The organism is Pantoea sp. R102, from assembly GCF_004916815.1.
GTDB lineage: Bacteria > Pseudomonadota > Gammaproteobacteria > Enterobacterales > Enterobacteriaceae > Pantoea > Pantoea dispersa.
The window spans coordinates 1-26001 of the sequence record NZ_SDFT01000040.1; the positions used below are offsets into that span (position 1 = coordinate 1).

Below are 26001 nucleotides of genomic sequence, written 5' to 3' on the forward strand. Positions count from 1 at the left end.
TGCTGGCGGCACTGGTGGTCTGGGCGTTTGCCACCGATCTGCTCTGGCCCAGCCAGCAGCGCCGGATCGTCGAGCTGGCATCAGTCCGCCATCGCGGCATTGCGCTGGCGCTGACCAGTGCCTTTATGTTTGGCGGTATCGGCTTTGGCTCTGCGGTCGCCTCATGGATATATCCGCTGGCCGGATTTTACGGGCTGATGGGGCTATCGGTGGCGTTTATTCTGCTGGCAGTGATAAGTCTGCAGCTGTCAGAAAAGCGCAGCAAGCCGGTGAACATGGCGGAGTGCAGTCAGCGTCAGGCCTGAACCGTTGGGCGCTGCTCACCCGGTGCCGCAAAGCGAATGCAGGCTTGCCACGCTGTGCGCATCGAATGTTTTATCCTGAAAGGGAAGGGTGCCCGCCGGTCTGAGGCATCCTTTGCCCATCGCCTGTTGTTTCACTTTTGCTCCTTCAGGACGATGATAACGCTGAGAAACAATCTCCCGTTGACACCTTAAATTGCCCATTGTATAAAAGCCCGCTTCGTTAATGAGTTTCATTTGCATTAAACATCCACGCCGGGTTCAGACAATAATATCAATGGGGATAGGGGTTAATGAAAAAGGTCATCTGCACGTTATGTTTGGTGTTTGCATCGGTTAGCTCTGCGCTGGCCACCACCTATCCTCTCACGATTGAAAACTGCGGTTATAAAGAGACCTTCACCAAGCCGCCTGAGCGCGTGGTGGCGCTGGGGCAAAATACCGCTGAAATTTTGCTGCTGCTCGGTCTGCAGGATAAGGTGATCGCCAGCGCGTTCTGGCCGACCAAAGTGTTGCCGCAGCTGGCTGAACAGAACGCAAAAATCAAAACGCTCACGGTAGAAATCCCCACCCTTGAATCCGTGCTGGCGCAAAATCCGGACTTCGTTCCTGCCCAGACGCCGCTGCTGCTGGGACCTGAAAGCAAGGTAGCGAAACGCGAAGATTTAATCACCCTTGGCGTGAACAGTTATGTGTCGCCAGGAATGTGCGCCACCAAAAAAGCCGCAGGGGATATGTATGGCAGTCGCCAGCAGCTGTGGGATATGACGTACCTGTATCAGGAGATTCAGGACTTCGCCAAAATTTTCAACGTGGAAGATCGTGGCCAGGCGGTGATTGCCGATTTCAAAAAACGTGAAGCGGCACTGCGTCAGGAGTTTGGTAGCAGCAAGAAAGATCTCTCGTTTGTGTTCTGGTTCTCAAGCTCGTCACCGTCTGCGGATGCCTATGTGGGCGGTAAAAACAGTCCATCCGGATTCATCGCCAGCGTGCTGGGCGGGCACAACGCCATCACGTCAGAGACCGAATGGCCGACGGTCAGCTGGGAGAGCATCATCGCTGCCAATCCGGATGTGATCGTGGTCTCCAGTCTCGATCGCAATCGCTGGGCGCTGGATAAAGCCGAAGAGAAAATCAAATTCCTGAAAAGCGATCCTGCCGTCAGCCAGCTGGATGCGGTAAAAAAAGGCCACATCGTGGTGATGGATGGCCAGGCCATGAACCCGACCATCCGCACTATCTACGGGGCCGAACAGGTGGGTGAGCAGCTGAGAAAACTGGAACTGAACTGATGACCATCGCTGTTGTTCAGGCGCGACAGGGGCTGTTCCTGGCCGCCTCGCTGGTGGCTGCCGTCGCGTTATTATTGCTGGTGATTGCGACCGGTGTCAGCGTCGGAGAACTGTCGATCCCGCTAAAAAGCGTCTTTTATGCCATCAGCAATAAAATGGGGCTCACGCACGTTCCCCTGAGCCGCATCTACGAAAGTGTGATCTGGGACTTTCGCCTCAGCCGGGCGCTGGTGGCGGCGTGCTGTGGCGCTGGATTGGCGATTTGCGGTGCCGTTTTGCAAAGCCTGCTGAAGAATGCGCTGGCTGAGCCTTATGTGCTCGGTGTCTCTGCCGGTGCCTCCACTGGGGCGGTTTCTGTCGTGGTGTTGGGCATCGGCAGCGGGGCCGTCTCGCTGTCGGCGGGAGCCTTCGCCGGCGCCTTCACTGCCTTTGCCTTTGTCGCTTTTCTGACGAAAGGGGCACGTGGCGGTAATGAACGCACCATCCTGGCTGGCGTTGCGGCTTCCCAGCTGTTTAATGCCATCACCGCTTATACCATCAGCACCTCTGCCAGTGCGCAGCAGGCGCGCGATGTAATGTTCTGGTTGCTGGGCAGCTTCAGTGGCGTGCGCTGGCCGGAACTCCAGCTGGTGCTGGTGGTAGTGACCCTCGGACTGGCCATTTGCCTCTACTATTCCCGGGCGCTGGATGCGTTCACTTTTGGTGACGATGCGGCTGCCTCGCTGGGTATTGCGGTGCCTCAGGTGCGCCTTGCGCTCTTTATCACCACCGCGCTTATCACCGCCACCATCGTCAGCATGGCCGGTTCGATTGGTTTTATTGGCCTGGTGGTGCCGCATGTCATGCGTTTCTTCTTTGGTCCGCTGCATCGCACGTTGCTGATTGCCAGCGCATTGGCCGGTGCCATTCTGATGGTGCTGGCAGATATCGCGTCGCGCCTGCTGATTGCCCCGCAAAGCCTGCCGGTGGGCGTTGTGACCGCGCTGGTTGGCGTACCGTTCTTTGCGGTGATTATCTGGCGTTCGGGGAATAAATAATGAGTATCTCCGCTGACAACATTAGCTGGAAGGTCGGAAAAAAGGTCATCGTCGATAACGTATCGCTGCACATTTCCCGTGGTGAAACTGTCGGGCTGATTGGTCCAAACGGCTGCGGCAAATCTTCCCTCCTGCGCATCCTCGCCGGCCTGCGGCGCCCGGATGCCGGCTGTGTGACGCTGGACGGGCAAAATATCGCCCGCATTGCCCGCAAACAGATTGGTCGTCGGGTAGCATTCGTCGAGCAGCACGGCATGACTGACGCCAATATGCGTGTGCGCGATGTAGTGAAACTGGGGCGCATTCCGCATCATTCTCCGTTTTCCAACTGGAGCGCGCACGATGACGAAACCGTGACGGCCGCTCTGCAGCGCGTGGACATGCTGGAGAAAAGTGAGCAGGGATGGCTGAGTCTCTCCGGTGGCGAACGTCAGCGTGTGCATATTGCCCGCGCACTGGCGCAAACGCCGAGCGAAATTCTGCTGGACGAACCGACCAACCATCTGGATATCCATCACCAGATGCAATTAATGCAGCTGATCAGCGAGTTACCGGTTACCAGCATTGTCGCCATCCACGATCTCAACCACGCATCGATGTTCTGTGATTCGCTGATCGTGATGCAGAACGGTCAAATCATCGCAACCGGCACGCCGCAGGATATCCTGACCGAGGCGCTGCTTTGGCAGGTATTCCGGGTGAAAACCAAAATTGAGATCTCCCGCTTTCATGGCAAGAAGCACATTCATTTCATTCTTTAGGGTCAGGTAGCATGCTTCCGTTTTCGCTGCGTCCTGTCTCTACCCTGCGCCCGGGCGTTTTGCTGGGCAGCCAGTTTGTTTTCAACATTGGCTTTTACGCGGTCGTTCCCTTTCTGGCGATATTCTTACGCGATGATATGTTGCTCTCCGGCGGCGTTATCGGGCTGATTCTGGGATTACGCACGTTCTCCCAGCAGGGGATGTTTCTGCTGGGCGGTGCGCTCTCTGACCGTTACGGCGCTAAGATCATTATCCTGTGTGGCTGTCTGGTCCGGATTGCGGGTTATCTGTTGCTGGCGCTGGGGCAATCGCTGTGGCCGATCATTCTGGGTGCATGTCTGACGGGCATCGGCGGTGCGCTGTTTTCCCCGTCAATTGAAGCGCTGCTGGCCAAAGCGGGAACGCAAAGCGAGGCGCAAGGCAAGCGCGGCCGCGCGGAGTGGTTTGCGCTGTTTGCGGTGTGCGGCGAACTCGGTGCCGTACTGGGCCCGGTGGCTGGCGCACTGCTGACCGGATTCGGTTTCCGCCAGGTGGCGCTGGCAGGGGCCGCGGTCTTTGTCATCGCGCTGATTGTGTTGTACTTTTTTCTCCCTGCTACAGGTAACAGCAAACAGGCGCTGAAAATTGTCCCCTGGTGGATGACCTTCCGCCAGCCGCGTTTTGTCGCTTTCATCGTGGCTTACAGCTCGTGGCTTTTGAGCTACAACCAGCTGTATCTGGCGTTGCCAGTGGAGATTCGGCGAGCAGGCGGCAGCGAGAAAGATCTCGGCCCGCTCTTTATGCTGGCCTCGGTGTTGATCATCGCTTTTCAGCTGCCGCTGGCGCGCTTTGCACGACGCGTGGGGACGGTAAAAGTTTTACCGGTGGGTTTTTTGCTGCTCTCCGCCGCGTTTGCCAGCGTGGCCCTGTTCGCGTCAACCACGCCGTCTGACGGCTGGCTGCGGTTGATCCCTGCGGTGTGTCTGGTGACGTTTCTGACATTCGGCCAGATGCTGCTGGTGCCGTCGGCCAAGGATTTGATTCCCCGGTTTGCCGACCCCGCGACGCTGGGTGCACATTACGGCGCCCTGGCCACCGCCGGCGGCTTCGCGGTGCTGGCCGGAAATTTAATGTCTGGACCGCTGCTGGACAACGCGCTTGTTCCTTCAACGCAGGCTATTTATCCCTGGCTGCTGCTGGCGCTGTTTCCCCTGTGCAGCGCCGTTGCCATGACCGTGATTTGTCGCCCGCTGCGCAGCGCCCCGATCGGGAAACCTGAATAACCGTTGCTGCCATTCGGGTTATACCGCCGCGGTGCAGTAGCATGACGTGCACAACGCGGGCAGGGCAGGTTGCGCAGGCTCTCATCGACAAATGACCAGCCCGATCATGTGTAAACTCTACCTGGTTAACAACACCCAGAAAAACGTTTTCAGGAGTCAAGCCAGATGTTTACGCACATGCGCATTGCCAGACCCGTCTCCCAGCTTGAACGATCGGTTCTGATGTTTAGTCAGGGACTGGGTCTGCAAAAAATTGCCGAATTCCACGATCACGACGGTTTCAATGGCGTGATGCTGGGGCGAACAGACCTCGACTGGCACCTCGAATTCACCTGCTGCCCGGGACATCCCGTTAAGCCCTCGCCAACCGAAGACGATCTCCTCGTCCTCTATCATCCGGATGAAAATGCATGGAAGCTGGCATGCGAAAACATGATTGAAGCGGGTTTTAAACGGACGGATTCTTTTAATCCTTACTGGGATGTGAATGGGAAGACCTTCGTTGATCCCGACGGGTACCGGGTGGTGATGCAAAACAGGGCGTGGGAATAACGGAGAAAGCCTCGTGCAATGGTTCAGTCAGGAAAAATTTGCGGTTCGTCTTGAGTGGGGCCTGCCTGCGGTAGAGCATCTTGCCGGGGAGGTCGACTGCGTTGTCATTGTTGACGTTATGTCGTTCTCAACTTGCGTCAGTATGGCTGTCAATAATGGTGCCTGTGTCTATCCGTACCCCTGGAAAGATGCTTCTGCTATTGAATATGGTTTGAAAATGGGAGCCAGCACAGCGAGTCCGGACAGGCGATTCAGCGGTGAAGGTTACAGCCTATCGCCGGCTTCGCTAAGAAACATAAGCGAGGGTGAAAAACTGGTCCTCCCATCGCCTAACGGTTCAGCTGTTTCATTCAAAGCAAGGGATGCAGGAATAGCAGTGTTGAGCGGCTGTTTCAGAAACATATCTGCGACCGCGAATGCCTGCCGTTCCTTCAGCCGTGTTCTGGTAATTCCCTGTGGAGAACGCTGGCCCGATGGTAGCCTTCGACCCAGTATTGAGGATTATGTGGCTGCTGGCGGAATTATTGCTGCAATGGGGCGTCAAAATTGCTCACCAGAAGCAGAGGCTGCGGTGGCTGTCTGGCAGCATTACCAGAAGCAAAACCTGGTGCTTTTACGGGAGTGTTCGTCTGCAATAGAGCTGATGCAACGTGGATTCGCCGGGGATGTCGATCTCTGCCTTGAAGTAGACAAGTCCAGCCTGGAATGCCGGCTTTGGGGTGATGCCTATATGTCAGCATTGCCCGGGCAAAATAGTTTCTGACCGACCAGACGGTGCGCTCTGTGCCAGGAGCCGACATCAATGAATATTGCTGTGGATTTCACTCAGCGATGTTTCTCTAATCTGATATCAGTGTCATTGATGTCAATTTTATTGCCCCAGCCGAGCTGTATATAAAATTTTGCTGCACGACTTTGTTTGTCAGTTTCAAGCCAGGCAATCTCATGATGCCTGAATAATTCATTCTCCGCGAGTTCAACAAGCCTGCGGCCTATACCCCTGCCTTCGTACTCCGGGAGAACAAAGGCAGCAAAAAGGCAGCCTTCATCAGGTAAAATCATAGAGAAACCAATAATTTTCTCGTCATCAGTCGCAACCCATGCACAGCGACTCTTTTCAATCAAATCAGCTACTACGTTTTCGGTAATCCCGATTCGCCGCATTTCCTCACGACTCAAATGATTCTCGATAACTGAGATTCTGACATGAAACATGCCATCGATATCAGCTGCCTGGGCAGTTCTTATATTTATGTTCAGAGGTATAACTCCATTCCAGGATAAGCATAAATTTTAGTATTGATGCCATTTTTATAAAGTCATCAGGGTTTGAGTCCAAAGCTGCTCGTAATGTCTTTTTTCGCTTGTACCAGATATCGAAGTGTATATGAATCCGCTTCGTATCAGAAGCGGCCATAGCCAGTGGTTCCACGTTCCCGCCGTTTAACTCCTGAGCATGCTGATTATCGCTTATCCATGCCGGTGGCTTCGCTGACACACACACTTCGGTACCGGCCGAAGCAATATGGCTTCGTCTTCATTAAGCTGTCTGAAAATTAACGAAGGAGCGGACCATGATTGCAGTACTTTTTGAGGCAGAAGCCCTGCCAGCAGCTCAGGAGCGATATCTTCAACTAGCTTCTGAGCTGAAGCCTCTCTTATCCGACACGCCCGGATTTATTTCCATAGAACGCTTCCAGAGCCTGACCACGCCCGGCAAGATCCTCTCTTTGTCCTGGTGGGAAGATGAGGATGCTGTCGCCGGGTGGAAACGCAATGTGATGCATCAGGCCGCGCAGCAAGAAGGCAGGCAGTCGATTTTTTCATTCTACAGAATACGGGTAGCCAGCGTATTCCGTGATTACTCTTCTGATAAGGGAACCAATCCGCATGCATGACATTCACGTTATTCTCAAAAATAGCCCGGGCTCACTGGGTTTACTGGGGAGTGTATTGGGGAAAAGCGGTGTGGGTCTTGAAGGGGGTGGCGTATTTACAACGCCTGAAGGCGGACATGCACACTTTCTGGTTGAAGACGGTTATAAAGCGCGCACGGTATTAACTGAAACCGGTTTTGACGTCTGCAACGTATGTCGTCCTCTTGTCAGAAAATTAGCGCAGGAACGTCCCGGCGAGCTGGGCGAAATAGCTGATACTCTTGCCCGGAACGGCATCAATATTCTGGTACAGTACAGCGACCACAGTAACCGGCTCATTCTTATCACGGATGATGATGTCAGGGCAGGTGAAGTAACCCAAAAATGGGCAATACCTTCTGAATGAACCTCCTTAATACAACGCGCGCAAGTGAGCCGGATAATGTGCCTGAAACATCGATGGCAAAGGTGGCGTCTGCGCTGGCGGACCCGTCAAGGGTGAGTATTCTTTGCGCTCTGATGGATGGGCGCGCATGGACAGCGACCGAACTTAGCGTAGTGGCTGGCATAGCAGCGTCGACAACCAGCGGGCATCTGAACCGACTCCTTAGCAGCGGTCTGGTCATTTGCCTGATGCAGGGGCGTCATCGCTATTACAGTCTGGCCGGTCATCATATCGCCGGATTGCTCGAAAACCTGATGGGGGTTTCCATGTGGACAACTAAGGCCCCCGTTTCCAGTACGCCGGTTCATCTGCGTTACGCACGCACCTGCTATGACCATCTGGCCGGCGAGCTTGCTGTCAATATTTATGACTTTATGCTCAGAGAAAATTGGCTGGAAGCAGCGGGAACGGGACTGACATCAGCCGGCAAAATCCATTTTGAGAACATGGGCGTTATGCTGAATTCCCGCACACGGCGCAAGCCCTGTTGCCCCTGTCTGGACTGGAGTGAAAGGCGTTTCCACCTCGGCGGTGATGCGGGCTCAGCCCTGTTTACGCTTTTCCTGCAAAAAGAATGGGTAAGGCGTATACAGGGATACCGTGAAGTCAACGTAACCGATTCAGGCCGGGTGGCAATGAATCGGCTGTTTAAGCTGAAAATCAGCTGAATTAACGTCAGGTACCGGTCGATGTGATCAGGTGAGCCGGCATGCCTTCATTGTGAAAGGTTAAGCGGAGGGCCATAAGTTTTCCCGCAGGATGCAGTAACTTACCGTCCGTCAGTGGAAAACAGGCTTACTCCGCTTCAGGCCAGGCGCTTAATCGCCGGAACTTAGAGGGGGTTATTTCTTATCCAGCGACCAGGTCGCGCTGCGCACATCAACCTTCACCGGCAGCAGGCCGACGCGGGTGAAGGTATCCGCCAGCGCCTGCTGTTCCGCAAACACCTGCGGTGACATGCGTGACGCGCCATAAGGCAGGCGTTGCAGCGTGGTCTGCCAGATGGATTTATCCAGACCGGTGGATTTCGCCAGAATCGCGGCGGCTTCATCCTGATGCTGATTGGCCCAGTCGCTCAGCTTGCTCAACTCGTCAACCACCTGCTTAGCCGTTTGCGGGTGGTTTTCGGCAAACGGGCGGCTGGCAAGATAGAAGGTGTAGTGCGTCACCAGACCTTCGGCGTTGCGCACTTCACGCGCGCCGGCGTTGGCTTCGACCTCAGCCAGGTAGGGATCCCAGATCACCCAGGCATCAATTACGCCTTTCTGGAAGGCGGCGCGCGCATCGGCCGGCGGCAGGTAAACCGGCGTGACATCTTTATAGTTCAGCCCGGCATCTTCCAGCGCTTTCACCAAAAGATAATTGACGTCTGAACCCTTGTTCAGGCCAACGCGTTTGCCTTTGAGATCGGCCACGCTTTTGATGGGTGAGTCTTTCGGCACCACAATGGCTTCGGTTTTAGGGTTGGCGGGTGAATGTCCGAGATAAATCAGATCGGCTTTTGCCGCCTGCGCGAAAGCGGGTGGCGCATCGCCGGTGGCGGCCAGATCGATACTGCCCACGTTGAGCCCCTCCAGCATTTGCGGGCCGGCGGGGAATTCCACCCAGCGCACCGCAATACCCTCTTTTTTGAAGGTCTCATCCAGCGTGCCGCGATATTTCAGCAGCGCAAAAATGTTGGCTTTCTGATAGCCGATGGTGACGGTTTCCGGGTTGGCGGCAAAGGCGTGCGTGGCGAGCAGGCCGAAGCTGAGTGCCAGTGCGCTCAGGGCAAAACGTTGTGCTTTCATGGGGCGTCTCTCGTGGTTTTTCCTCCATCCTGGCAAAGTTGTTATATAACCAATAAATAACTTTTTAATATCGCTTATAACTCTAATTCCAGCCTGCATCAGCATTCACTGTAATGGGCAAGTTGCATAGAGAACCGGATAATTAGCACGGTAATAATTTGTATAACAAATCAAAATGTCATCGCCGCAGGCTTCTGTCAGGATAAGAGATAACGTTGCCTGCTATAGGTTGCTCCCGTTCTATGAAGTGGTTTTCCCGAAGCGCCGTGCTGTTCTCTGCCAAAACCTGTCTGGCCGCCTTTCTGGCATTTTATCTTGCGCTGGAACTCAACCTGGACAAACCCGCCTGGTCACTGACCACCGTGTATGTTGCCTCGCAGCTTTATTCCGCTTCGACGGTGTCCAAATCGGTGTTTCGCTTTTTTGGCACCGTGCTGGGCGGGCTGTTTACTCTGTTGATCTATCCGGCTACGGTCCAGTCGCCGATGCTGTTCAGCCTGTGTATTTCACTCTGGGTTGCCGTCTGCCTGTATCTCTCGCTGCACGACCGAACGCCAAAAAGTTACGTCTTTATGCTGGCCGGCTACAGCGCCGCCATTATGGGCTTTCCCGATGTGACCTCGCCCGGCGCCATTACCTATACGGTGATTTCCCGCATTGAGGAAATCACTGTGGCGATTGTCTGCAGCAGCCTGGTGCATCGACTGATCTTCCCGGTTTCGATGCGCCACCTGCTCGAACAGAGCGTCGGGCTGTGGTATCGGAACGCGCGTAAATTGTGTAGCGAGCTGATGACGGCGATGCCCGCGGCAAAATCACTGGAGCGCGAGGATATTCTGGTGCAGATGGCCAACTATCCACTTAACGTCGAAACGCTGATCACTCACTGCGTCTATGAAGGGGATGCCGCGCGGCGGCTGGTGCGGCTGGTCAGCGTGCAGTATCAGCATCTGTCGTACCTGATCCCGACGCTCACCGCCATTGAATCGCGTCTGAATCTGCTGGCACAGCAGCAGATCCGCTTTCCCGATTATGTCGCGACGGCCTTTCAGCAATTTTTACAATGGCTGAACGGCGACGCGCAGCAGCCGGTGCGCGATCGCCTCACCGACGCTCAGGAGCAGCTGCAGCAGGCCTGGCGCGCAGGGCGGCTTAACAGTGAAGAGTGCATTTTGCTCATCGGCCTGCTGGAACGGTTACTCAATTTTGTCCGTATTGCCGATGCTTACCACAGCGTCAGCGAGCGCGTCAGTGACTGGACGCCAGCGGTGAAACCGGGCAAGGCCTCACGCGCGCACAAGCATGTCGATAAAGGTCTGCTGCTGCTGTCGTGCTTTACTGCCTTCATCGCCACTTTTGCCACCTGCCTGTTCTGGATCGGCAGCGGCTGGCGTGATGGTTCAACCGCGCCGATGATGGCGGCGGTGCTGTGTTCGTTCTTCGCCGGGCTGGATAGCCCCATCGCGCCGATGAAGTTGTTTCTGAAGGGCGTACTGATCTCCATGGCGATCAGCCTGATTTACGTCACGCTGCTGATTCCGCAGGCGGTGACGTTTGAAGCACTGGTGATTTGCCTCGCGCCGGGATTGTTTGCTTTAGGGCTGGTGATCGCCAATCCGTCAACCAACCTGATCGGTCTCATCGTCGCCACGCAGATCCCCGGTTTGATTGGCATGAGCCACCATTTCAAACCCGATTTGCAGCTCATAGTGAATGCCATGATCTCCACGCTGGTGGGCATTGCCGTTGCGCTGGTGCTGACGCTGCTGATTCGCAACAAACGCCCGGCGTGGACGGCCACGCGTGCGCTGCGCAAAGGCATTCGCGATCTGCTGCAGTTTATTACCGCGCTGCGCATGAACACCGCCACGCTGACGGCGCGGCAGCAATTTGTCGCACGCACGCTGGACAGGGTAAACGTGATTCTGCCGCGTAAACGTGTCGATCCGGCACCGGAACTGGTGGCGGGCGGTAACCTGATTGCGGAAGCCTGGCTCGGTGCTAACTGCTATGACTATTACACCCGTCATCGGCACCTGCTGCTGGCGAACCAGATAGAAAGCGCGGCCATGTTTCACGAGCTGAGTCAGTTTCTTAAGCAGCGGCTGAAAACGCTGGACAGCACGCCATCGCCGGCGCTGCTGCATGAGCTTGATGTGTTGCTGCTACGGCTGGAGGCGGCGGCGCAGCAGGAAAATGCGCTGTTTGCGCCGCTGTTTCATCTGTTCAATATCCGTTTGTCGCTCTTTCCTGGCGCGCGCTGGCCGCAGCCGCTGGCAGAGCAAAACCGCACATAGCGTGATTAAGATCGCACTTTTTGTTAGGTCGGTAATAATAACAATGGTTACTATAACTCCTATGCAGAGCATTCAGCTCTGACCCAAACATTGAAGGAATATGACCATGAAAAACGTAAAAACTCTGACCATCGCTGCTGTTGCTGCTCTTTCTATGATCTCTTTCGGTAGCTTCGCCGCTGAAAGCTTCTCCGTTCACGGCAGCACCCTGGATAGCGCTGAAGCCCAGGTTGCCGCTCAGGCTAAAGCGAGTGGTGCAGACAGCTACAAAATCACCAGCGCCCGCGCAGACAACGGCGTGGACATGACTGCTGAGCTGTACAAATAATAACAATCCCTTTCTCCGTTAACGTGCTTAGCCCGGGTTATCCCGGGCTTTTTTGTGCCTGCGATGCGGTTCAGCGCCGCGACGCTTTCATGCCTTCATTGAATACCGTACAGTGCCAGACGAGCTAATTTCCGTGGGGAACGGTAACTGATGAAAATGATTGGCCTGATTGGCGGCATGAGCTGGGAATCCACCGCGCTCTATTACCGCATCATCAATGAACAGGTAAAGCAGCAGCTGGGCGGATTGCACTCGGCGCGCAGCCTGATGTACAGCGTCGATTTTCAGCAGATTGAGAAATTGCAGGTCGCCGGTGAATGGCAGCAGGCCGGTGAAATCCTGGCCGAAGCCGGCCGTAGCCTGGAGAAGGGCGGGGCGGATTTCATTGTGCTGTGCACCAACACCATGCACAAAGTCGCCGATCAGATCACCGCGGCCACCCGCATTCCGCTGCTGCATATCGCTGACGCCACGGCAAAACGCATTCGTCAGGCCGGCGTGAAACGCGTCGGTCTGCTGGCGACCGCGTTCACCATGGAGCAGGAATTCTATAAAGGCCGCCTTGAGCAGCAATATGACATCGAGGTGCTGGTACCGGACGCTACCGGACGTAAAACGGTGCACGACATTATTTATCAGGAGCTGTGCCTCGGCGTGATCCGTGAAGAATCACGCGCGCAGTACCGTGACATTATTGCTCAGCTGGTGGCACAAGGGGCTGAAGCCATTATCCTTGGCTGTACCGAAATCACGCTGCTGGTTAAAGCGGAGGATGCGGCGGTGCCGCTGTTCGATACCACATTAATCCATGCGCAGGACGCGGTGAAGCTGGCGCTGGCAACAAATAACTAGCCTGCTAATTATAAGCTGTGTTATTATGTGTTCATTGAAGGCACAACGCCGACCCGCATGGTCGCACAGGGATGTGCCAGAACTGGCTGCCAGCACTGGCAGCCTTTTTTGTGGCTGAAAAAGCGTCAGAACGCTGTTTCCAGTGAATCGGTGACGCAATAGTCATCATCCACCAACGGTAGATAACGCCACTTGTCAAATGCGGTACAGGGATGGGAAATGCCGCAGCCAATCCAGTCGCCCGGTTGCAGCGGATCGTCCGCCGGTAACTGCAAATAAGCGTGCTGATCGTTGACGTCGGTGATGCGCAAATGCGTGGCCGCGCGCGGTGCGCTGCCGTCCGCCTGGCGAATCCACAGCGGATTGGGCAGATCCTGATCGAACGGCACATCGCGCCGGCCGAAATCGACAAAGGCCAGCCCCGGCTCCGGACGCGATAACACGCGGCCCCAGATCTCCAGTGCGGCGCTGAAATGGTGCGTTGCACCCGGCTGCGCAAAGGGGGCAATGCGTGCATACAAGCCGCTGTCGTGTGCCATGTACGCACCGGATCGAATCAGCGGCGTGACCGGCAGCGGCAACTGTGCCGCGCTGAAGCAGGCCGCGACCACATCGAACCACGCGCCACCGCCGGCGCTGAGAATAATTTCTCCGCTGGCAAACAGCTGGTGTTCAGCCAGCAGCGCGGCGGTCGCGATCATCATCTCGCAGTAATCTTTCACGCGCTGCACGCCTGCGGCATCGCGTCCGGCACCCAGCGCACCTTCATATCCGGCCACCCCCACCAGCTGCAGCGAGCGGCTGTCATGGATTGCATGGGCGATTTCCAGCGCAGCCTGCGGCGAGCGACAGCCGGTGCGGCCGCCGCTGACCGACATCTCCAGCAGTACGGCGATCTGCGCGCCGCCGAGATGCTGCTCAAGCAGTTTTACGCCCTGCAGCGAATCCACATAACAGAGAAAGCCGTGGTCGGGATGCTGCTGTTGCCACTGGCCAATCCAGCGGATCCCGGCGGGATCCACCAGTTCATTGGCGAGAAACACGTTGCGGATGCCAAACTGGCGCAGTGCGCGCACCTGGGCCGGCGTCGCTGCGCTCAGGCCCCAGGCGCCGCCTTCACTGACGGCACGGCGCAGAATCGCCGGCGACATCGAGGTTTTGCCGTGCGCGGCCAGCATCACGCCGTGTTCCCGGCAGAACGCTGCCAGTTGCCGCAGGTTATTCTCCAGCGCCGATTGTTTCATCAGCATCAGCGGTGAAAAAACTTCAGGGCTGTTAAACACCGGCGTGCCGTTAGCCAGCGGCTGATTGCCCGTTCCGGCCACTGATTTAAACCGCGGCGCAGGCTGCAGCGCATCCAGCGCGCCGTCGGCCTGCAAAGGGAAGTGAATCGACATCCTGCCTCCTGTTAGTGTTCAAGCACGCGCGACAAAAACTGCTGGGTACGCGGATTCTGCGGATTAACAAAAATCTGCTCCGGCGAACCCTGTTCGGCGATCACCCCCTGGTCCATAAACACCACGCGATCGGCGGTTTTACGCGCAAAGCCCATCTCATGCGTCACCACCACCATGGTCATGCCTTCCCGTGCCAGACTGCGCATCACTTCCATCACTTCACCAACCAGTTCGGGATCGAGCGCGGAGGTGGCTTCATCGAAGAACATGATTTTCGGCTCGACCGCCAGCGCGCGGGCAATCGCCACACGCTGTTGCTGCCCGCCGGACAGCTGAGCCGGATAGTGATGCGCGCGCTCCGCCAGGCCAACGCGCGTCAGCGCCGCCATGCCGCGTTTGTTCGCTTCCGCTTCGGACAGCTTCTGTGCTTTGATCAGCGCCAGCGTCACGTTGCCGAGTGCGGTTTTATGCGGGAACAGGTTGAACTGCTGAAACACCATGCCGACGTGGCCGCAAATTTCGCTGCTGCGTTTACGGTCGTGCAGCGGTACTTCATTGACCCAGATTTCGCCGCCGTCGGCGGTTTCCAGACCACTCATAATGCGCAGCACGGTACTTTTTCCCGAGCCGGAGGCGCCAATCAGCACCAGCACTTCGCCCGGCGACACGTCCAGGCTGATCTCTTTCAGTACCTGAGTTGCGCCAAAGGATTTGGTAATACGGCTCAGCGTAATGGCGGATTTGCTCATGATAACTGGCTCCTGGTTTGATGATGTTGAACCCAACGGGAAAGCGGAAAGCAGACAGCGAAGTAGAGCAGGGCGACCAGGCCGTAAACCACCACCGGCTGGCCAATGCGATCGACAATCGCCTGCCCCTGGTGCATCAGCTCCGACATGCCGATCATGCTGACAATCGACGTATCTTTGATTAGCGAAAGATACTGGCCCACCAGCGGCGGCAGTACGATGCCGCGCGTTTGTGGCAGCACTACGCTGAGAAACGTCTGGCGTTTTGATAATCCGAGGATCCACGACACTTCCCACTGCCCTTTCGGCACGGCTTCAATGCCGGCCCGGAACACTTCAGCAATGTAAGCGCCCTGATAAATGCTCAGGCCCAGAATGCCGGCGGCGAACAGATTGATTTCATAACCAAAATAGGCCACACCGAAGTAAATGAACATCAGGGTGATCAGCACCGGCGTGCCGCGAAACAGCTCGGTGTACAGCACGGCAATCTCTCTGGCGATCGGCAGACGGCTGGTGCGAAGCACCGCGGCCAGTAAACCGAGCAGGGTGCTGCCGGCGATAGCGGCGATGGACAGCAGTAAGGTGATGACCAGCCCTTTCAGCAGGATTGGCAGCGAGCTAATGATAAGTTCGCTCATAACGCATTCTCCCGTTTCACTGGATTAATCAGCCATTTTTTTGCCCACCGCCAGCCGGACTTTTTTACCGGCGTCACCAGCGGCGGGTGGAACAGCCGGCGTCCGGCCACGGTGCCAAGCCATGAAAACAGGTTGCTTAGCACCAGATACACCAGGGCAACGACGCTGAAAGTCTGGATATAAAGCAGGGTGCGCGCGTTAATTACCGTGGCGGTACCGGTCAGCTCCGGAAGGGCGATTGCCGAGAGTAGCGACGTACCGAGCAGCAGCTGAATCAGGTTATTGATGATCGCCGGCCAGACGGCGCGAGCCGCCTGCGGCAGCACCACGCTGAGAAAAATCTGGTGACGCGGAATGCCGAGGATATATGCCGCTTCCAGCTGCCCCTTCGCCACGGACTGAATACCGGCGCGAAAGGTTTCTGACAAATAGGCACCAACGTTAATCCCCAGTGCCAGCACCCCGGCGGTAAAGGCGCTCATGGTGATACCGAGCGACGGCAGGCCAAAAAAGATGATAAAGATTTGCAGCAGCACCGGCGTATTGCGGATGAATTCAACATAACAGTGGCTGATCCAGCGCAGCGGCGCCAGCGGTGAAGATTTCGCCAGCGCGGCCAGCAGACCGAGCGCCACCGCCAGCGCGAACGCCAGCAGGGTAACCTGCAGCGTGAGCCACGCGGCCTCCAGAAAGGTGTCGGCGTAACGCCACAGGGTTAGCCATTGATAACTCATGGTATGACTCCTTCAGGCGGCGCAGCCTGTGCGACTGCGCCGTGGGCGGACAATCAGTATTGCGGATTCAGCGGATAACGCGGTTTGCTGCCGAACCATTTCTCATACAGCTGGGCGTTCTCACCGGATGCGTTGATTTCAAACAGGAATTCGTTGAGGTAATTGGTCCATACCTGGTCGCCCTGTTTCACCCCAAAGGCGTTGTACTCCAGTGGTACCAGCGCTTCGTTGGTCACGGCCAGTGACGGATCGAGCTTCGCCTGGTAAGCGAGGAAGTTGTTATCCTCGATCATCGCATCGGCCTGGCCCTGTTTGACGGCCAGAATCGCCGCCTGGGATGAGTCGTACTCCTGAATTTTCACGTCGATGCCGAGGTTGCGCACTTCGTCGCCATTGGTCGAGCCTTTCACCGTGGCAATGGTTTTGCCGGCCATGTCATGCGCAGACTGAATGCCGCTGTTTTTGCGCACCAGCATTGCCTCACTGGCCACTACGTACGGATGGGTGAAGCCAATCTCTTTGGCGCGTTCCAGATTGCGGGTGAAGTTACAAAACACCACATCGACTTTATTGGTTTGCAGGTTAGGGATGCGGTTGGCGCTGGTGGTGTTGACCATTTCCAGCTTCACGCCCATCTCTTTGGCCAGCGCTTTCGCCAGGTCAACGTCGTAACCATCCGGATTGCCGTCTTTGTCATAAAAACCGAACGGTGCGAAGCTCAGGCAGTCACCGACGCGCAATGTGCCGCGCTGCAGCACGGTTTGCAGCGCCGACTGTGGCGCAGCGCCAGCCTCTTTTTTCTCTTCAGTCGGCGTACAGCCTGCTATCGCCAGCAAGACCAGCGCACCGGCCACGGTTTTGGCACTTAATTTCAGCGATGTTGCATTCATCTTTATGCTCTCTTTAAATGTTTGACGAGACGGCGTTATTCCGCATCACCCGTTTAATAGACGATCGCCAGCGCAGCGGCCGCACCGCGTATTTCGGGTTATTTTTTTGAAAAAGCAAATGCGTTAATTAATATCAGGCTGGCCTGGTGTTGGCGAAGAAAATGAACATCGCAGCCTGGTTGAACGGTATTACTTATTTACGGTCGGCGCGGAAACATTTCATGTCCACTTCGACTTTGCAGTCGACCACTAAATCCTGCACGCTACAAATACGCGCCGGTGGATGACCACTGAATATCTCACTGAATACTTTGTTGAAAGAACTGAAATAACGCGCGTCGGTCAACACCGCCGTCACATGGACCACATCCTCCACGCGATAACCCGCTTCGCGCATGATGGTGAGGCAGTTGTCGAACGCTAACTGTGTCTGTTCGATGATGCCGCCCTCTACCACTTCGCCGTCGCGCATCGGCGTCTGGCCTGAGATATACAGCCAGCCATCGGCCTCAACGGCGCGGGCGAACGGCAATTTTTGCCCGCCGGTACCGGTACCGCCCTCAATGCCATAACGTTTGATCGTCATGTCTTTCTGCTCCTTTGCACACTACCGTTTCTGTCTGATATACCAGACTGCTATCTGCAATACCGGATAGGACGAGATTTGCACAGCTGTTGCTTTTTTGCAATATGCCAATCGGCAATTAATTTTTTGCCGTGCTGGTGCGATCGCAAAATAAAATCCAGTGCGTGATTTTTTTTGAATGGAAATGTGACCGCTATCGAATTTAACAGCGAGTCCCATCCTTTTTATGCGCCACAATGGGGCCCGAAAATAGCGCATGATAAATAAATTCGCCGGAAAGATTTTTATTATTGCGGGGATGGGTAATTTCGTTTGCCGGGTGTATCATGCAGCTCTTTTTAAACGCAGATGAGTAGCACCATAACGACAGGGGAGTGAGCGTATGCCGGATGAAAAAACGTCCCGGGCACGCGGTGTTGACCGGGTTATTGATATTTTTCGCCAGCTGCATATCGCGCGTCAGCCTATGGCGATGCGGGATTTAATCGAAGCGACCGGTGCACCGCGCTCCAGTATTTATGAGCTGGTCAGTTTGCTGAGTGAAGCGGGTCTGGTTGAGCTTGATGCGGAAGGTGCCGTGTTTTTCGGTCGTGAAATGCACTATTACGGTGCGGATTACATGGCCCACAATGATCTGATCCGTCGTGCACATCAGCTTATGGTTGAGATCGTGGCGCGTCATGGCGAAACCGTGCAGCTGTGTATGCTGGAAGGTAACAAATACACCGTGGTGCTGTCGGAGAGCAACGCCCATCCGTTCAAGATCACCTCTGATATCGGTGTGCGCGTGCCAATCACCTGGACGGCGACCGGTCGTTTGCTGCTGAGTAACTGGTCGGACAGCGCCATTCTCGACCTGATTCCGGAGGAGGATTATCGGCTGGCCAGCGGTCAGATTCTCGATAAGCAGACCTTCCTTGAAGAGATTCACCGTGCCGGCCAGCTGGGCTACTGCATGACCGAAGGTCTGTCCGAAAGCTTTACCTGCTGTATGGCTGCACCGATTCGCTCGCGCAGCGGCCAGGCGGTTGCGGCGATCTGCTTTATGGTCAGCCGTGATACCCCGGCGGAACGCCGACAGATGCTGTTGCAGGAGCTGATCGCGTCCGGGCAAAAATTGTCTGATTTCACCTGAGCCGTTGCTTCGCCACAGCGGAATGCGGCGGGCTCCCGGCGCCGTATTATTCGCTTACAACCGCGTGCCGTCGGGTTTATTTTGCCGTGATTAAGGTTGTGTTAAGGTAATTGATAATAATAACTATTTCTTTTACCACGGAGTTTTGGCATGAAAACGCGCCTGTTACTGGCAATGGGGATTCTGGTCTCAACCGCAGCCTGCGCGACTGACTATCCGCTCACCGTCACCGACATGGATGGTCACACGCAAACAATCAGCAAAGAACCGCAGCACATCATTCTGCAGGATGGCCGCGATGTGTTGACGCTGGCGCTGCTCGATCGCGACAATCCGTTTAAACGTGTCGTGGCCTGGAACAATCTGCCGAAAAAGCAGGATACGCAAACCTGGGATATGCTAAAGCGCCGCTGGCCTGAAGCGACAAAAATTGTCGATATGGGTTTCAGCGATCAGGGCCAGGTTAATCTGGAAAGCGTGCTGGCGCAGAAACCGGATCTGATGATTGCGCAGCTGCGCGCTAAGCCGGCGCTGGAACAATCCGGCGTGCTGAGCACGCTGAACAACCTGCACATCCCGGTGCTGTTCGTCGATTATGAACTGCATCCGGCACAAAACACCGCCCCGAGCGTCACGCTGCTGGGCAAAGTGCTGAACCGCGAAAGCGAAGCCAAAGCCTACACCGATTTTTACCAGCAGCGCTTCGACCGCATCACGCAAGCCGTTGCGAAGGTCAAAAACAAACCCACGGTATTTATCGAACCCATTGCCGGTAACAGCGATAACTGCTGCTTTACCCACAGCCATAATGGCTGGGGTGGGCTGGTAGAAGCGGTCGGCGGCAAAAATATTGGTTCGGCACTGCTGCCAGGCAATGCCGGCTTTGTCGCGCTGGAAAAAATCATCGCCATGAAACCGGATGTTTACATCATGACCGGTTCAAAGCGGCCAAACAGCAACGTGCTGCCGTTTGGTTACGGCGTGCAGCCGCAGGAAGTACGTGCCACGTTCCAGACGTTATTGCAGCGTACCGGCCTGGCGCAAATCGCGCCGGTGAAGCAGGGGCGCGTGTATGGGGTGTATCATCACTTCTACAATCACCCGTACAACATTATCGGCATGGAAATCCTCGCGAAGGATCTCTATCCGCAGCAGTTTGCCGATCTCAAACCGGTGGCGGATTTCCATACCCTCGTGAAGACCTTCACTCAACTGCCGGACGATGCCATCGAACTGAGCTATCCGGACAACCAGTAATTGCCCGCAGCGGGCGCCCGGCCCGCTGTTCGCTTTCCCTGAAAGGCAAAATCCCCACAAAAAGTGCACGACGATCATGACACTGCATATTGTTATGTTATAACATATTAATATCAGCACCCCTTCAGGTGCGCGTGATGTCATTATTCAGGAGAGATTATGTCAGCTTTATCCACAAACGGCGGCTTCAGGCGGCTGCCGGTCACCGTACTCTCTGGCTTTCTCGGCGCCGGAAAAACCACTTTGCTTAACCATATTCTCAACAACCGCGAAGGCCGCCGCGTGGCGGTGATCGTCAACGATATGTCGGAAGTGAATATTGATGCCGCGCTGGTGCGCGAGGGCGGGGCGGCGTTGTCACGTACCGACGAGAAGCTGGTGGAAATGAGCAACGGCTGCATCTGCTGCACGCTGCGCGAAGATCTGCTGCTGGAGGTCAACCGGCTGGCAAAAGAGGGGCGTTTTGATCATCTGGTGATTGAATCGACCGGCATCTCTGAGCCGCTGCCGGTGGCGGAAACCTTTACGTTTGCCGATGAAGAGGGGCAAAGCCTGTCCGCCGTCGCGGCGCTGGATACGATGGTGACCGTGGTGGATGGCTACAATTTCCTGCGTGACTATGATTCCAGTGAAAGCGTCCGCTCGCGCGGCGAATCGCTTGGCGAGGAGGATGAGCACACGGTGGTCGATTTGCTGATCGATCAGATTGAATTTTGCGATGTGCTGATTCTCAACAAAACCGACCTGATTGATGCGGCGGAGCAGGCACGGTTGACCGCGATTCTGCACTCACTCAATCCCCGTGCGCGGATTATTCGCGCGCAGTTTGGTCAGGTGGCGCTTGATCAGGTGCTTAATACCGGCCTGTTTGACTTCGATGCTGCGGCACAGGCCCCCGGCTGGCTGAAAGAGTTGCGCGGCGAGCACACGCCTGAAACTGAAGAGTACGGCATCCGCAGCTTTGTTTTCCGCGCGCGTCGTCCCTTCCATCCGCAGCGTTTTTATCAGGTGATTACGCAGCACATGCAGGGCGTGGTGCGGTCGAAAGGATATTTCTGGCTGGCAACCCGCCCGCGTCACGCCGGATCCTGGTCGCAGGCCGGCGGCGTCACGCGGCAGGGGCTGGCCGGGATGTGGTGGGCCTGCGTGCCTGAAGATCGCTGGCCGCAGGACGCAGACACGCTGCATTACATCCGCGAAAACTGGCATGAAGGCACGGGAGATGCGCGGCAGGAGCTGGTGATCATCGGTATTGATATGGATGAAACCGTGCTGCGTCAGCAGCTGCACTATGCGTTACTGACCGATGAGGAGATGGCGCTGGGGCCAGACGGCTGGGCACAGTTGCCGGATCCGTTCCAGCCATGGTTTGACTGATGCGTCGCCGCGCAGCGGGCTGTGCGGCGACGAACCTATCATCATAACCCGGTATTCACCAGCCGCATCTGGGTGCAGAACGGACACTGACAGCCGCTCACCGTCGCCGCCAGGCGCGCATGCGCTTCGGCAATCGCCAGCGGCTGCGCCTGATCGGTGCTGGCAAGTGCGTTAGCCGGTTTCAGCGCCAGCTTCAATGGATCGATTTTCGCCTGAAATGCTCCCGCTTTCGCCGAAGCAAAAGCAATCACTAACAGTGGAACGGTAACCTTCATCGCAGCAACCTCAATCAGAGCACGGGATTGTAACGATATAACATAAACGTGACGCTGTTAAGCGCCTTGATGTGGCGATCCCAGCCACATTGAAACTTCGACGCCATCAGCAAACGGCAGCGAGGTATAGAGGCGGCTGCCATGGACCATTTCCAGATACTCCGGGCTGAAATCGGCATCATCGGCCACAATCAGGGCACCCGGACGCAACCAGGGCTGCACCAGCTGCAAGATCTCCGGATAGATCGCCTTCGCGCCATCCAGCACCAGCATATCAACGCTGGCTGGCAGGTCCTGACTCAGCGTGTCCAGCGCATCGCCCACGCGAATTTCAATCAGGTCACTGACGCCAGCATCGGCAAAATGATTGCGCGCCAGCGCCACTTTGCCCGGTTCAAACTCGCTGGTGATGATGCGACCGCCGCCGTTATCGCGCACCGCCGCCGCCAGGTGCAGGGTGGAGAGACCAAACGAAGTACCAAACTCAACGATATGCTGCGCCCGGCTGCTGCGCGCCAGCATATACAGCAGTTTGCCGGTTTCCCTTGAAACCGCCAGCGGCACATCTTTTAAATGACCGTAAAGTTCGCGGTAATCGGTTTTGCTCTGTAGCAGACGTGTTTGCTCCTCATCGGACATCACGCGAAACGCTTCATTGGTGGGATGCGCCATGTTATCCGCCAGCTCAAACAGATAGTTAAGCAGCGGCGCCAGCGGCGCGGAAGTCAGGGTGTTCATCATCGGGGTTCCTGCATCAGAAAGTGGATTTTGCGTCAGGAACAGAATACGATGAATTACTCGCATTTCACTATTCGCGTTCAGGAGCAGACGATGGCCGCACAACGTAACGCTAAGATTTCTGAAAGAAAAAAGCCGCAGCAGGCGCGATCCAGTGAGCTGGTAGCAGCCATTTTGCAGGCGGCGACTCAGGTTCTGGAGCAGGAAGGTGCCACGCGCTTTACCACTGCCCGCGTGGCCGAACGGGCGGGCGTCAGTATTGGATCGCTGTACCAGTATTTTCCCAACAAGGCCGCTATCCTTTTCCGTCTGCAGAGCGAAGAGTGGCAGCGAACCGGCGATCTGCTGGGTTCGATTCTGCGCGACAGCGCATCTACGCCGCGTCAGCGCTTGCATCAGCTGACCTGGGCGTTCCTCAACTCGGAGTGTGAAGAGGCGGCGATGCGCACCGCACTGAATGATGCCGCGCCGCTTTACCGGGATGCGCCGGAAGTGCAGGCCGCGCGCGCCAATGGCGAGAATGTGATGTGCGAATTTCTGCAACAGCTGCTGCCGCAGCGGGACGCGGCTGAGGTGGCGCGGGCGGCGGATTTAATCAACAGTACGCTGGGTGACGTCGGCAAGCATTTTTCCGAATCGCCGCGCAGCGCAGCAGAAATTAAGGCTTACGCACGCGATATGGCAGACATGTTCTGTGCCTGGATCAGAGAAAAAGGGGCCGAATTGCAGTAAAAAATGGGCTGGAAATCTCTGAAAGCGGTTAACAAACTCATTATTCACATTCTCATTAATCCACACCGCGAGTAAGCTTGATAAAACCTTGGTAAAGCCGGATGGATTGACGGCACACAGAGACGGGAGAGCATGATGGCAGTAAAAATGATTGCGGTGGATATGGATGGGACATTTCTCGATGACAATAAGCAGTACAACGCGCAGCGTTTTGCGCGCCAGTACGCGCTGCTGAAGGAGAAAGGCATCCGTTTCGTGGTCGCCAGCGGCAATCAGTATTATCAGTTGCAGCACTATTTTCCCGCTATCAAAGATGAGATCGCCTTCGTGGCTGAAAACGGTGCCTGGGTGTCCGACAGCAACGAAGAAATTTTCTGCGGCGAGCTGGCGCCGGAGCGTGTTCATCAGGTGCTGGATATCCTCGCCAAAGAACCGGAGATCAGCACCGTGGTGTGCGGTCGCAACGGCGCTTATGTGCACAAGACAATGCCGGATGAGGTGGTCGCCATGCTGGCCAATCACTATCGCCGGCTGGAGAAGCGCGACAGCCTGTACGATATCGACGATACCATTTTCAAGTTTTCGCTGAATCTGGCACACGAAGGTGTCGAGGCGCTGCTGGCACGTCTGCACAGCGAACTGAACGCGATTGAAAACATCATGCATCCGGTCTCCAGCGGATTTGGCTTTGTCGATTTAATCATTCCCGGCTGTCATAAGGCGCACGGCATCGCGCTGCTGCAGGAGAAGTGGGGCATTGATGATTGTGAAGTGCTGGCGATTGGCGACAGCGCCAACGATATCGAAATGCTGCGCCAGGCCTGTTACAGCTTTGCCATGGCCAACGCCGCTGCACCGGTGGCAGCCGTCGCGCGTTATCGGACGGAAAGTAATAACGACGAGGGCGCTCTCAACGTCATCGCCCGTCTGCTGGCACGCGAAACGCCGTTTGGTTAACGGTCACCGGATCGATCCACGAACCGCGGCGCTATTTAGTGTGGGATAAATCGCGCCGCGACGAACAGTATGCGACCCGCGCGTGGTTATTCACTGGCGGATGACGCTGCAGGGCGGGCGTTTTCCGCCGGCGCGCCGCCTGCCGCGCGAAGGTTAGCTTCCATCTCATCCAGTGCCGCCTGGTTTTCTAATCCCCACTGATACATCTGCTCAATTGGCCGGGCGAAGGTCATCCCCAGCGCGGTCAGCCGGTAATCCACTTTCGGTGGAATCACTTCGTAGACCTGACGTGCAATTAAGCCGCGCTGCTCCAGCTCTTTCAGTGTCTGAAACAGCATTTTTTTCGAAATCCCCTGCAGGCTACGCTGCAGTTCACCGGTACGGGCGCGCTGTCCCGGCCAGTGATACAACGCGTGCAGCACCATCGTGCTCCATTTCACCGAAAACAGATCCATCAGACGGCGCGGTGGCGAATCCGCATAGAAAACCAGTTTGCCATCAACCCAGGCTGGCATCGCACTCTCCTTTATGGTCACCAAATGGTGACTACTATCAATTCTGCACCGCGTTGATTATAGTCTGCCGCCTTCATTCAGCCCACATCAGAATTTGAGGAAGGCATCATGAAAATTAACGCACTGGTGGCACAGGATGCAGCGCAACCGCTCGCTGCCGGCCAGATTACTTTGCGTCCGCTGCAGCAGCAGGACGTAAAAATTGAAATTCTTTACTGCGGCGTATGCCATTCCGATTTGCACATGGCACGCAATGAGTGGGCGGTCAGTCGTTATCCGCTGGTGCCGGGCCACGAGATCGTTGGACGCGTGCTGGAGACCGGAACTCAGGTTACGCGCTTCAAAGCCGGTGATGTGGTCGGTGTGGGCGTGATGGTGGATTCCTGCCGTGCCTGCCACTTCTGCCAGCAGCAGGAAGAGCAGTACTGCGAAGCGGGCTTCACCGCCACTTACAACGGCATCGATAAATACACCGGCGACAGCACCTGGGGCGGCTATGCGCAGAATGTGGTGGTCGATCAGCATTTCGTCGTGTCGATTCCGCACAATCTGGCGCTGGCGGGCGTGGCACCGCTGCTGTGTGCGGGCGTAACGGTGTGGTCACCGCTGCGCCATTTTGGCGTCAAAGCCGGCGATAACGTCGGGGTGGTGGGGCTGGGTGGTTTGGGCCATATGGCGGTAAAACTGGCCAGCGCGCTGGGCGCTGAGGTTACCCTGTTTACTACCTCGCCGGAAAAAGGCGCTGACGCACGTCGTCTTGGTGCGACGCGCGTGGTGGTGTCGCGTGATGCCGCGCAGATGGCGGCATGCCAGACCTCGCTTGATTTCATCATTGACTGCGTGGCGGCACCGCACGATCTCGATCCTTACCTCGCGACGCTGAAGACCAATGGCCGTCTGGTGCTGGTCGGCATTCCTGACCAACCGCATCAGTCGCCGAACGTCACGCCGCTGGTGTTTCGCCGTCTGAGCATCAGCGGTTCATCCATCGGTAGCATCAAAGAGACCCAGGAGATGCTGGATTTCTGCGGCGAGCATAACATCACGGCAGATATTGAGCTGATCGCCGGTGAAGAGATCGAAACGGCCTTCGCGCGTATGTTGAAGGGCGAGGTGAAGTACCGTTTCGTCATTGATATGCTGGCAACTCGCTGGTAATTGCCCAGCCATGGCCGGCGATTTCAGGCTGAAATCGCCGGCTTTGCTATGAATAGGCTTCTCTG

At 56.1% G+C, this 26001-nt stretch carries 30 protein-coding genes and 1 pseudogene; 19 read left to right on the top strand and 12 right to left on the bottom strand.

What is annotated here, in order from left to right; all coding sequences use genetic code 11:
- Nucleotides 1-305 (top strand): annotated as a pseudogene (locus tag ERD80_RS04925) (MFS transporter); the annotation flags it as partial.
- Nucleotides 306-320: 15 nt separating this feature from the next.
- On the opposite strand, the gene ERD80_RS04930 reads toward ERD80_RS04925, so the two are convergent.
- Nucleotides 321-545, bottom strand: a complete 225-nt coding sequence (locus ERD80_RS04930; protein WP_136545948.1) for a hypothetical protein — start codon at nucleotides 543-545, stop codon at nucleotides 321-323.
- 50 nt (nucleotides 546-595) lie between these two features.
- Between ERD80_RS04930 and ERD80_RS04935 the strand changes: the two genes are divergently transcribed.
- The 6 genes from ERD80_RS04935 (at nucleotide 596) to ERD80_RS04960 (ending at nucleotide 5969) form a co-directional block, all read left to right on the top strand.
- Nucleotides 596-1594, top strand: a complete 999-nt coding sequence (locus ERD80_RS04935; protein ID WP_021508766.1) for an ABC transporter substrate-binding protein — start codon at nucleotides 596-598, stop codon at nucleotides 1592-1594.
- Entirely contained in the window at nucleotides 1594-2631 is a 1038-nt protein-coding gene (locus tag ERD80_RS04940) for an iron chelate uptake ABC transporter family permease subunit (RefSeq protein ID WP_058758695.1), read from the top strand. The genes ERD80_RS04935 and ERD80_RS04940 overlap by 1 nt, the downstream gene beginning before the upstream one ends.
- Nucleotides 2631-3392 (top strand): ABC transporter ATP-binding protein, encoded by a 762-nt coding sequence (locus ERD80_RS04945; RefSeq protein ID WP_104187699.1) that lies wholly within the window; start codon nucleotides 2631-2633, stop codon nucleotides 3390-3392. Before ERD80_RS04940 ends, ERD80_RS04945 begins: the two co-directional genes overlap by 1 nt.
- Nucleotides 3393-3403: 11 nt before the next feature.
- The gene (locus ERD80_RS04950; protein ID WP_136545950.1) at nucleotides 3404-4654 is read left to right on the top strand and encodes an MFS transporter; all 1251 of its coding nucleotides are present in this window, start codon (nucleotides 3404-3406) and stop codon (nucleotides 4652-4654) included.
- Between the two features lie 165 nt (nucleotides 4655-4819).
- Complete coding sequence (locus tag ERD80_RS04955; RefSeq protein ID WP_059010053.1) at nucleotides 4820-5206, top strand: VOC family protein; 387 nt, start codon at nucleotides 4820-4822, stop codon at nucleotides 5204-5206.
- Nucleotides 5207-5219: 13 nt separating this feature from the next.
- A complete protein-coding gene (locus ERD80_RS04960; protein ID WP_136545952.1) occupies nucleotides 5220-5969 on the top strand; it encodes a 2-phosphosulfolactate phosphatase in 750 nt (249 codons plus the stop codon).
- Between the two features lie 62 nt (nucleotides 5970-6031).
- Here ERD80_RS04960 and ERD80_RS04965 read toward each other — a convergent pair whose 3' ends face one another.
- Entirely contained in the window at nucleotides 6032-6385 is a 354-nt protein-coding gene (locus ERD80_RS04965) for a GNAT family N-acetyltransferase (protein WP_230201050.1), read from the bottom strand.
- 395 nt (nucleotides 6386-6780) lie between these two features.
- Between ERD80_RS04965 and ERD80_RS04970 the strand changes: the two genes are divergently transcribed.
- Genes ERD80_RS04970 through ERD80_RS04980 form a run of 3 tightly spaced genes read left to right on the top strand, consistent with a single transcriptional unit; the run spans nucleotide 6781 to nucleotide 8196 of the window.
- A complete protein-coding gene (locus tag ERD80_RS04970; RefSeq protein ID WP_058781344.1) occupies nucleotides 6781-7104 on the top strand; it encodes an antibiotic biosynthesis monooxygenase in 324 nt (107 codons plus the stop codon).
- Nucleotides 7097-7489 (top strand): amino acid-binding protein, encoded by a 393-nt coding sequence (locus tag ERD80_RS04975; protein WP_136545956.1) that lies wholly within the window; start codon nucleotides 7097-7099, stop codon nucleotides 7487-7489. The genes ERD80_RS04970 and ERD80_RS04975 overlap by 8 nt, the downstream gene beginning before the upstream one ends.
- Nucleotides 7486-8196, top strand: coding sequence for a helix-turn-helix transcriptional regulator (locus ERD80_RS04980; RefSeq protein ID WP_136545958.1), 711 nt, complete (start codon nucleotides 7486-7488; stop codon nucleotides 8194-8196). The genes ERD80_RS04975 and ERD80_RS04980 overlap by 4 nt, the downstream gene beginning before the upstream one ends.
- A 174-nt stretch (nucleotides 8197-8370) precedes the next feature.
- Here ERD80_RS04980 and ERD80_RS04985 read toward each other — a convergent pair whose 3' ends face one another.
- Nucleotides 8371-9318: a sulfonate ABC transporter substrate-binding protein gene (locus ERD80_RS04985; protein WP_136545960.1), complete on the bottom strand. Its 948-nt coding sequence runs from the start codon at nucleotides 9316-9318 to the stop codon at nucleotides 8371-8373.
- Nucleotides 9319-9560: 242 nt separating this feature from the next.
- Here ERD80_RS04985 and ERD80_RS04990 point away from each other — a divergent pair, with 242 nt between their 5' ends.
- The 3 genes from ERD80_RS04990 (at nucleotide 9561) to ERD80_RS05000 (ending at nucleotide 12795) form a co-directional block, all read left to right on the top strand.
- A complete protein-coding gene (locus ERD80_RS04990; RefSeq protein WP_136545963.1) occupies nucleotides 9561-11615 on the top strand; it encodes an FUSC family protein in 2055 nt (684 codons plus the stop codon).
- Nucleotides 11616-11721: 106 nt separating this feature from the next.
- On the top strand, nucleotides 11722-11943 hold the full coding sequence (locus tag ERD80_RS04995) for a YdgH/BhsA/McbA-like domain containing protein (RefSeq protein ID WP_136545965.1): 222 nt from the start codon (nucleotides 11722-11724) through the stop codon (nucleotides 11941-11943).
- A 150-nt stretch (nucleotides 11944-12093) separates the two neighbouring features.
- Nucleotides 12094-12795 carry an aspartate/glutamate racemase family protein gene (locus ERD80_RS05000; protein ID WP_136545967.1) on the top strand — a complete coding sequence of 234 codons (702 nt, stop codon included), beginning with the start codon at nucleotides 12094-12096 and terminating at the stop codon, nucleotides 12793-12795.
- 125 nt (nucleotides 12796-12920) lie between these two features.
- On the opposite strand, the gene ERD80_RS05005 is transcribed toward ERD80_RS05000, so the two are convergent.
- The 6 genes from ERD80_RS05005 to ERD80_RS05030 all read right to left on the bottom strand — a co-directional run bounded on the left by ERD80_RS05005 (nucleotide 12921) and on the right by ERD80_RS05030 (nucleotide 17792).
- The gene (locus ERD80_RS05005) at nucleotides 12921-14192 is read right to left on the bottom strand and encodes an alanine racemase (protein ID WP_136545969.1); all 1272 of its coding nucleotides are present in this window, start codon (nucleotides 14190-14192) and stop codon (nucleotides 12921-12923) included.
- An 11-nt stretch (nucleotides 14193-14203) separates the two neighbouring features.
- Complete coding sequence (locus tag ERD80_RS05010; RefSeq protein ID WP_021508752.1) at nucleotides 14204-14941, bottom strand: amino acid ABC transporter ATP-binding protein; 738 nt, start codon at nucleotides 14939-14941, stop codon at nucleotides 14204-14206.
- Nucleotides 14938-15582: an amino acid ABC transporter permease gene (locus ERD80_RS05015; RefSeq protein WP_021508751.1), complete on the bottom strand. Its 645-nt coding sequence runs from the start codon at nucleotides 15580-15582 to the stop codon at nucleotides 14938-14940. Before ERD80_RS05015 ends, ERD80_RS05010 begins: the two co-directional genes overlap by 4 nt.
- Nucleotides 15579-16316, bottom strand: a complete 738-nt coding sequence (locus ERD80_RS05020; RefSeq protein WP_021508750.1) for an amino acid ABC transporter permease — start codon at nucleotides 16314-16316, stop codon at nucleotides 15579-15581. Before ERD80_RS05020 ends, ERD80_RS05015 begins: the two co-directional genes overlap by 4 nt.
- 53 nt (nucleotides 16317-16369) lie before the next feature.
- Complete coding sequence (locus ERD80_RS05025) at nucleotides 16370-17206, bottom strand: transporter substrate-binding domain-containing protein (RefSeq protein ID WP_021508749.1); 837 nt, start codon at nucleotides 17204-17206, stop codon at nucleotides 16370-16372.
- A gap of 193 nt (nucleotides 17207-17399) precedes the next feature.
- Entirely contained in the window at nucleotides 17400-17792 is a 393-nt protein-coding gene (locus tag ERD80_RS05030) for a RidA family protein (RefSeq protein ID WP_021508748.1), read from the bottom strand.
- A gap of 382 nt (nucleotides 17793-18174) precedes the next feature.
- Between ERD80_RS05030 and ERD80_RS05035 the strand changes: the two genes are divergently transcribed.
- The 3 genes from ERD80_RS05035 (at nucleotide 18175) to zigA (ending at nucleotide 21561) form a co-directional block, all read left to right on the top strand.
- On the top strand, nucleotides 18175-18927 hold the full coding sequence (locus ERD80_RS05035; protein WP_010615761.1) for an IclR family transcriptional regulator: 753 nt from the start codon (nucleotides 18175-18177) through the stop codon (nucleotides 18925-18927).
- A gap of 150 nt (nucleotides 18928-19077) precedes the next feature.
- Complete coding sequence (locus tag ERD80_RS05040) at nucleotides 19078-20184, top strand: ABC transporter substrate-binding protein (protein WP_021508746.1); 1107 nt, start codon at nucleotides 19078-19080, stop codon at nucleotides 20182-20184.
- 159 nt (nucleotides 20185-20343) lie between these two features.
- On the top strand, nucleotides 20344-21561 hold the full coding sequence (gene zigA, locus ERD80_RS05045) for a zinc metallochaperone GTPase ZigA (protein WP_136545971.1): 1218 nt from the start codon (nucleotides 20344-20346) through the stop codon (nucleotides 21559-21561).
- A gap of 41 nt (nucleotides 21562-21602) precedes the next feature.
- Here zigA and ERD80_RS05050 read toward each other — a convergent pair whose 3' ends face one another.
- Nucleotides 21603-21836 (bottom strand): hypothetical protein, encoded by a 234-nt coding sequence (locus tag ERD80_RS05050; RefSeq protein ID WP_136545973.1) that lies wholly within the window; start codon nucleotides 21834-21836, stop codon nucleotides 21603-21605.
- Between the two features lie 57 nt (nucleotides 21837-21893).
- Complete coding sequence (locus ERD80_RS05055; protein ID WP_088517579.1) at nucleotides 21894-22574, bottom strand: O-methyltransferase; 681 nt, start codon at nucleotides 22572-22574, stop codon at nucleotides 21894-21896.
- Between the two features lie 93 nt (nucleotides 22575-22667).
- Between ERD80_RS05055 and ERD80_RS05060 the strand changes: the two genes are divergently transcribed.
- Both ERD80_RS05060 and ERD80_RS05065 read left to right on the top strand, forming a co-directional pair.
- Complete coding sequence (locus tag ERD80_RS05060; protein WP_125310264.1) at nucleotides 22668-23306, top strand: TetR family transcriptional regulator; 639 nt, start codon at nucleotides 22668-22670, stop codon at nucleotides 23304-23306.
- 135 nt (nucleotides 23307-23441) lie between these two features.
- Nucleotides 23442-24263 (top strand): Cof-type HAD-IIB family hydrolase, encoded by an 822-nt coding sequence (locus ERD80_RS05065; protein WP_136545987.1) that lies wholly within the window; start codon nucleotides 23442-23444, stop codon nucleotides 24261-24263.
- 86 nt (nucleotides 24264-24349) lie between these two features.
- Here the strand turns inward: ERD80_RS05065 and ERD80_RS05070 are convergent, their stop codons facing one another.
- On the bottom strand, nucleotides 24350-24778 hold the full coding sequence (locus ERD80_RS05070) for a helix-turn-helix domain-containing protein (protein ID WP_125310262.1): 429 nt from the start codon (nucleotides 24776-24778) through the stop codon (nucleotides 24350-24352).
- 108 nt (nucleotides 24779-24886) lie between these two features.
- On the opposite strand from ERD80_RS05070, the gene ERD80_RS05075 reads away from it, so the two are divergent.
- Entirely contained in the window at nucleotides 24887-25936 is a 1050-nt protein-coding gene (locus ERD80_RS05075) for an NAD(P)-dependent alcohol dehydrogenase (protein ID WP_136545975.1), read from the top strand.
- Nucleotides 25937-26001 lie beyond the last annotated feature (65 nt).

Excerpts from the sequence above, each read along its gene's own strand:
- ERD80_RS04970 (WP_058781344.1), top strand. The coding sequence starts at position 6,781 with ATGATTGCAGTACTTTTTGAGGCAGAAGCCCTGCCAGCAGCTCAGGAG.
- ERD80_RS05005 (WP_136545969.1), bottom strand. The coding sequence starts at position 14,192 with ATGTCGATTCACTTCCCTTTGCAGGCCGACGGCGCGCTGGATGCGCTG.
- ERD80_RS05000 (WP_136545967.1), top strand. The coding sequence starts at position 12,094 with ATGAAAATGATTGGCCTGATTGGCGGCATGAGCTGGGAATCCACCGCG.
- ERD80_RS05035 (WP_010615761.1), top strand. The coding sequence starts at position 18,175 with ATGCCGGATGAAAAAACGTCCCGGGCACGCGGTGTTGACCGGGTTATT.
- ERD80_RS05065 (WP_136545987.1), top strand. The coding sequence starts at position 23,442 with ATGGCAGTAAAAATGATTGCGGTGGATATGGATGGGACATTTCTCGAT.
- ERD80_RS04940 (WP_058758695.1), top strand. The coding sequence starts at position 1,594 with ATGACCATCGCTGTTGTTCAGGCGCGACAGGGGCTGTTCCTGGCCGCC.
- ERD80_RS05060 (WP_125310264.1), top strand. The coding sequence starts at position 22,668 with ATGGCCGCACAACGTAACGCTAAGATTTCTGAAAGAAAAAAGCCGCAG.
- ERD80_RS04930 (WP_136545948.1), bottom strand. The coding sequence starts at position 545 with ATGCAAATGAAACTCATTAACGAAGCGGGCTTTTATACAATGGGCAAT.
- ERD80_RS04975 (WP_136545956.1), top strand. The coding sequence starts at position 7,097 with ATGCATGACATTCACGTTATTCTCAAAAATAGCCCGGGCTCACTGGGT.
- ERD80_RS04945 (WP_104187699.1), top strand. The coding sequence starts at position 2,631 with ATGAGTATCTCCGCTGACAACATTAGCTGGAAGGTCGGAAAAAAGGTC.
- ERD80_RS05040 (WP_021508746.1), top strand. The coding sequence starts at position 19,078 with ATGAAAACGCGCCTGTTACTGGCAATGGGGATTCTGGTCTCAACCGCA.
- ERD80_RS05010 (WP_021508752.1), bottom strand. The coding sequence starts at position 14,941 with ATGAGCAAATCCGCCATTACGCTGAGCCGTATTACCAAATCCTTTGGC.
- ERD80_RS05020 (WP_021508750.1), bottom strand. The coding sequence starts at position 16,316 with ATGAGTTATCAATGGCTAACCCTGTGGCGTTACGCCGACACCTTTCTG.
- ERD80_RS05050 (WP_136545973.1), bottom strand. The coding sequence starts at position 21,836 with ATGAAGGTTACCGTTCCACTGTTAGTGATTGCTTTTGCTTCGGCGAAA.
- ERD80_RS04955 (WP_059010053.1), top strand. The coding sequence starts at position 4,820 with ATGTTTACGCACATGCGCATTGCCAGACCCGTCTCCCAGCTTGAACGA.
- ERD80_RS04935 (WP_021508766.1), top strand. The coding sequence starts at position 596 with ATGAAAAAGGTCATCTGCACGTTATGTTTGGTGTTTGCATCGGTTAGC.
- ERD80_RS04990 (WP_136545963.1), top strand. The coding sequence starts at position 9,561 with ATGAAGTGGTTTTCCCGAAGCGCCGTGCTGTTCTCTGCCAAAACCTGT.
- ERD80_RS05015 (WP_021508751.1), bottom strand. The coding sequence starts at position 15,582 with ATGAGCGAACTTATCATTAGCTCGCTGCCAATCCTGCTGAAAGGGCTG.
- ERD80_RS04950 (WP_136545950.1), top strand. The coding sequence starts at position 3,404 with ATGCTTCCGTTTTCGCTGCGTCCTGTCTCTACCCTGCGCCCGGGCGTT.
- ERD80_RS04980 (WP_136545958.1), top strand. The coding sequence starts at position 7,486 with ATGAACCTCCTTAATACAACGCGCGCAAGTGAGCCGGATAATGTGCCT.
- ERD80_RS05055 (WP_088517579.1), bottom strand. The coding sequence starts at position 22,574 with ATGAACACCCTGACTTCCGCGCCGCTGGCGCCGCTGCTTAACTATCTG.
- ERD80_RS04995 (WP_136545965.1), top strand. The coding sequence starts at position 11,722 with ATGAAAAACGTAAAAACTCTGACCATCGCTGCTGTTGCTGCTCTTTCT.
- ERD80_RS05030 (WP_021508748.1), bottom strand. The coding sequence starts at position 17,792 with ATGACGATCAAACGTTATGGCATTGAGGGCGGTACCGGTACCGGCGGG.
- ERD80_RS05025 (WP_021508749.1), bottom strand. The coding sequence starts at position 17,206 with ATGAATGCAACATCGCTGAAATTAAGTGCCAAAACCGTGGCCGGTGCG.
- ERD80_RS05070 (WP_125310262.1), bottom strand. The coding sequence starts at position 24,778 with ATGCCAGCCTGGGTTGATGGCAAACTGGTTTTCTATGCGGATTCGCCA.
- ERD80_RS04985 (WP_136545960.1), bottom strand. The coding sequence starts at position 9,318 with ATGAAAGCACAACGTTTTGCCCTGAGCGCACTGGCACTCAGCTTCGGC.
- ERD80_RS05075 (WP_136545975.1), top strand. The coding sequence starts at position 24,887 with ATGAAAATTAACGCACTGGTGGCACAGGATGCAGCGCAACCGCTCGCT.
- zigA (WP_136545971.1), top strand. The coding sequence starts at position 20,344 with ATGTCAGCTTTATCCACAAACGGCGGCTTCAGGCGGCTGCCGGTCACC.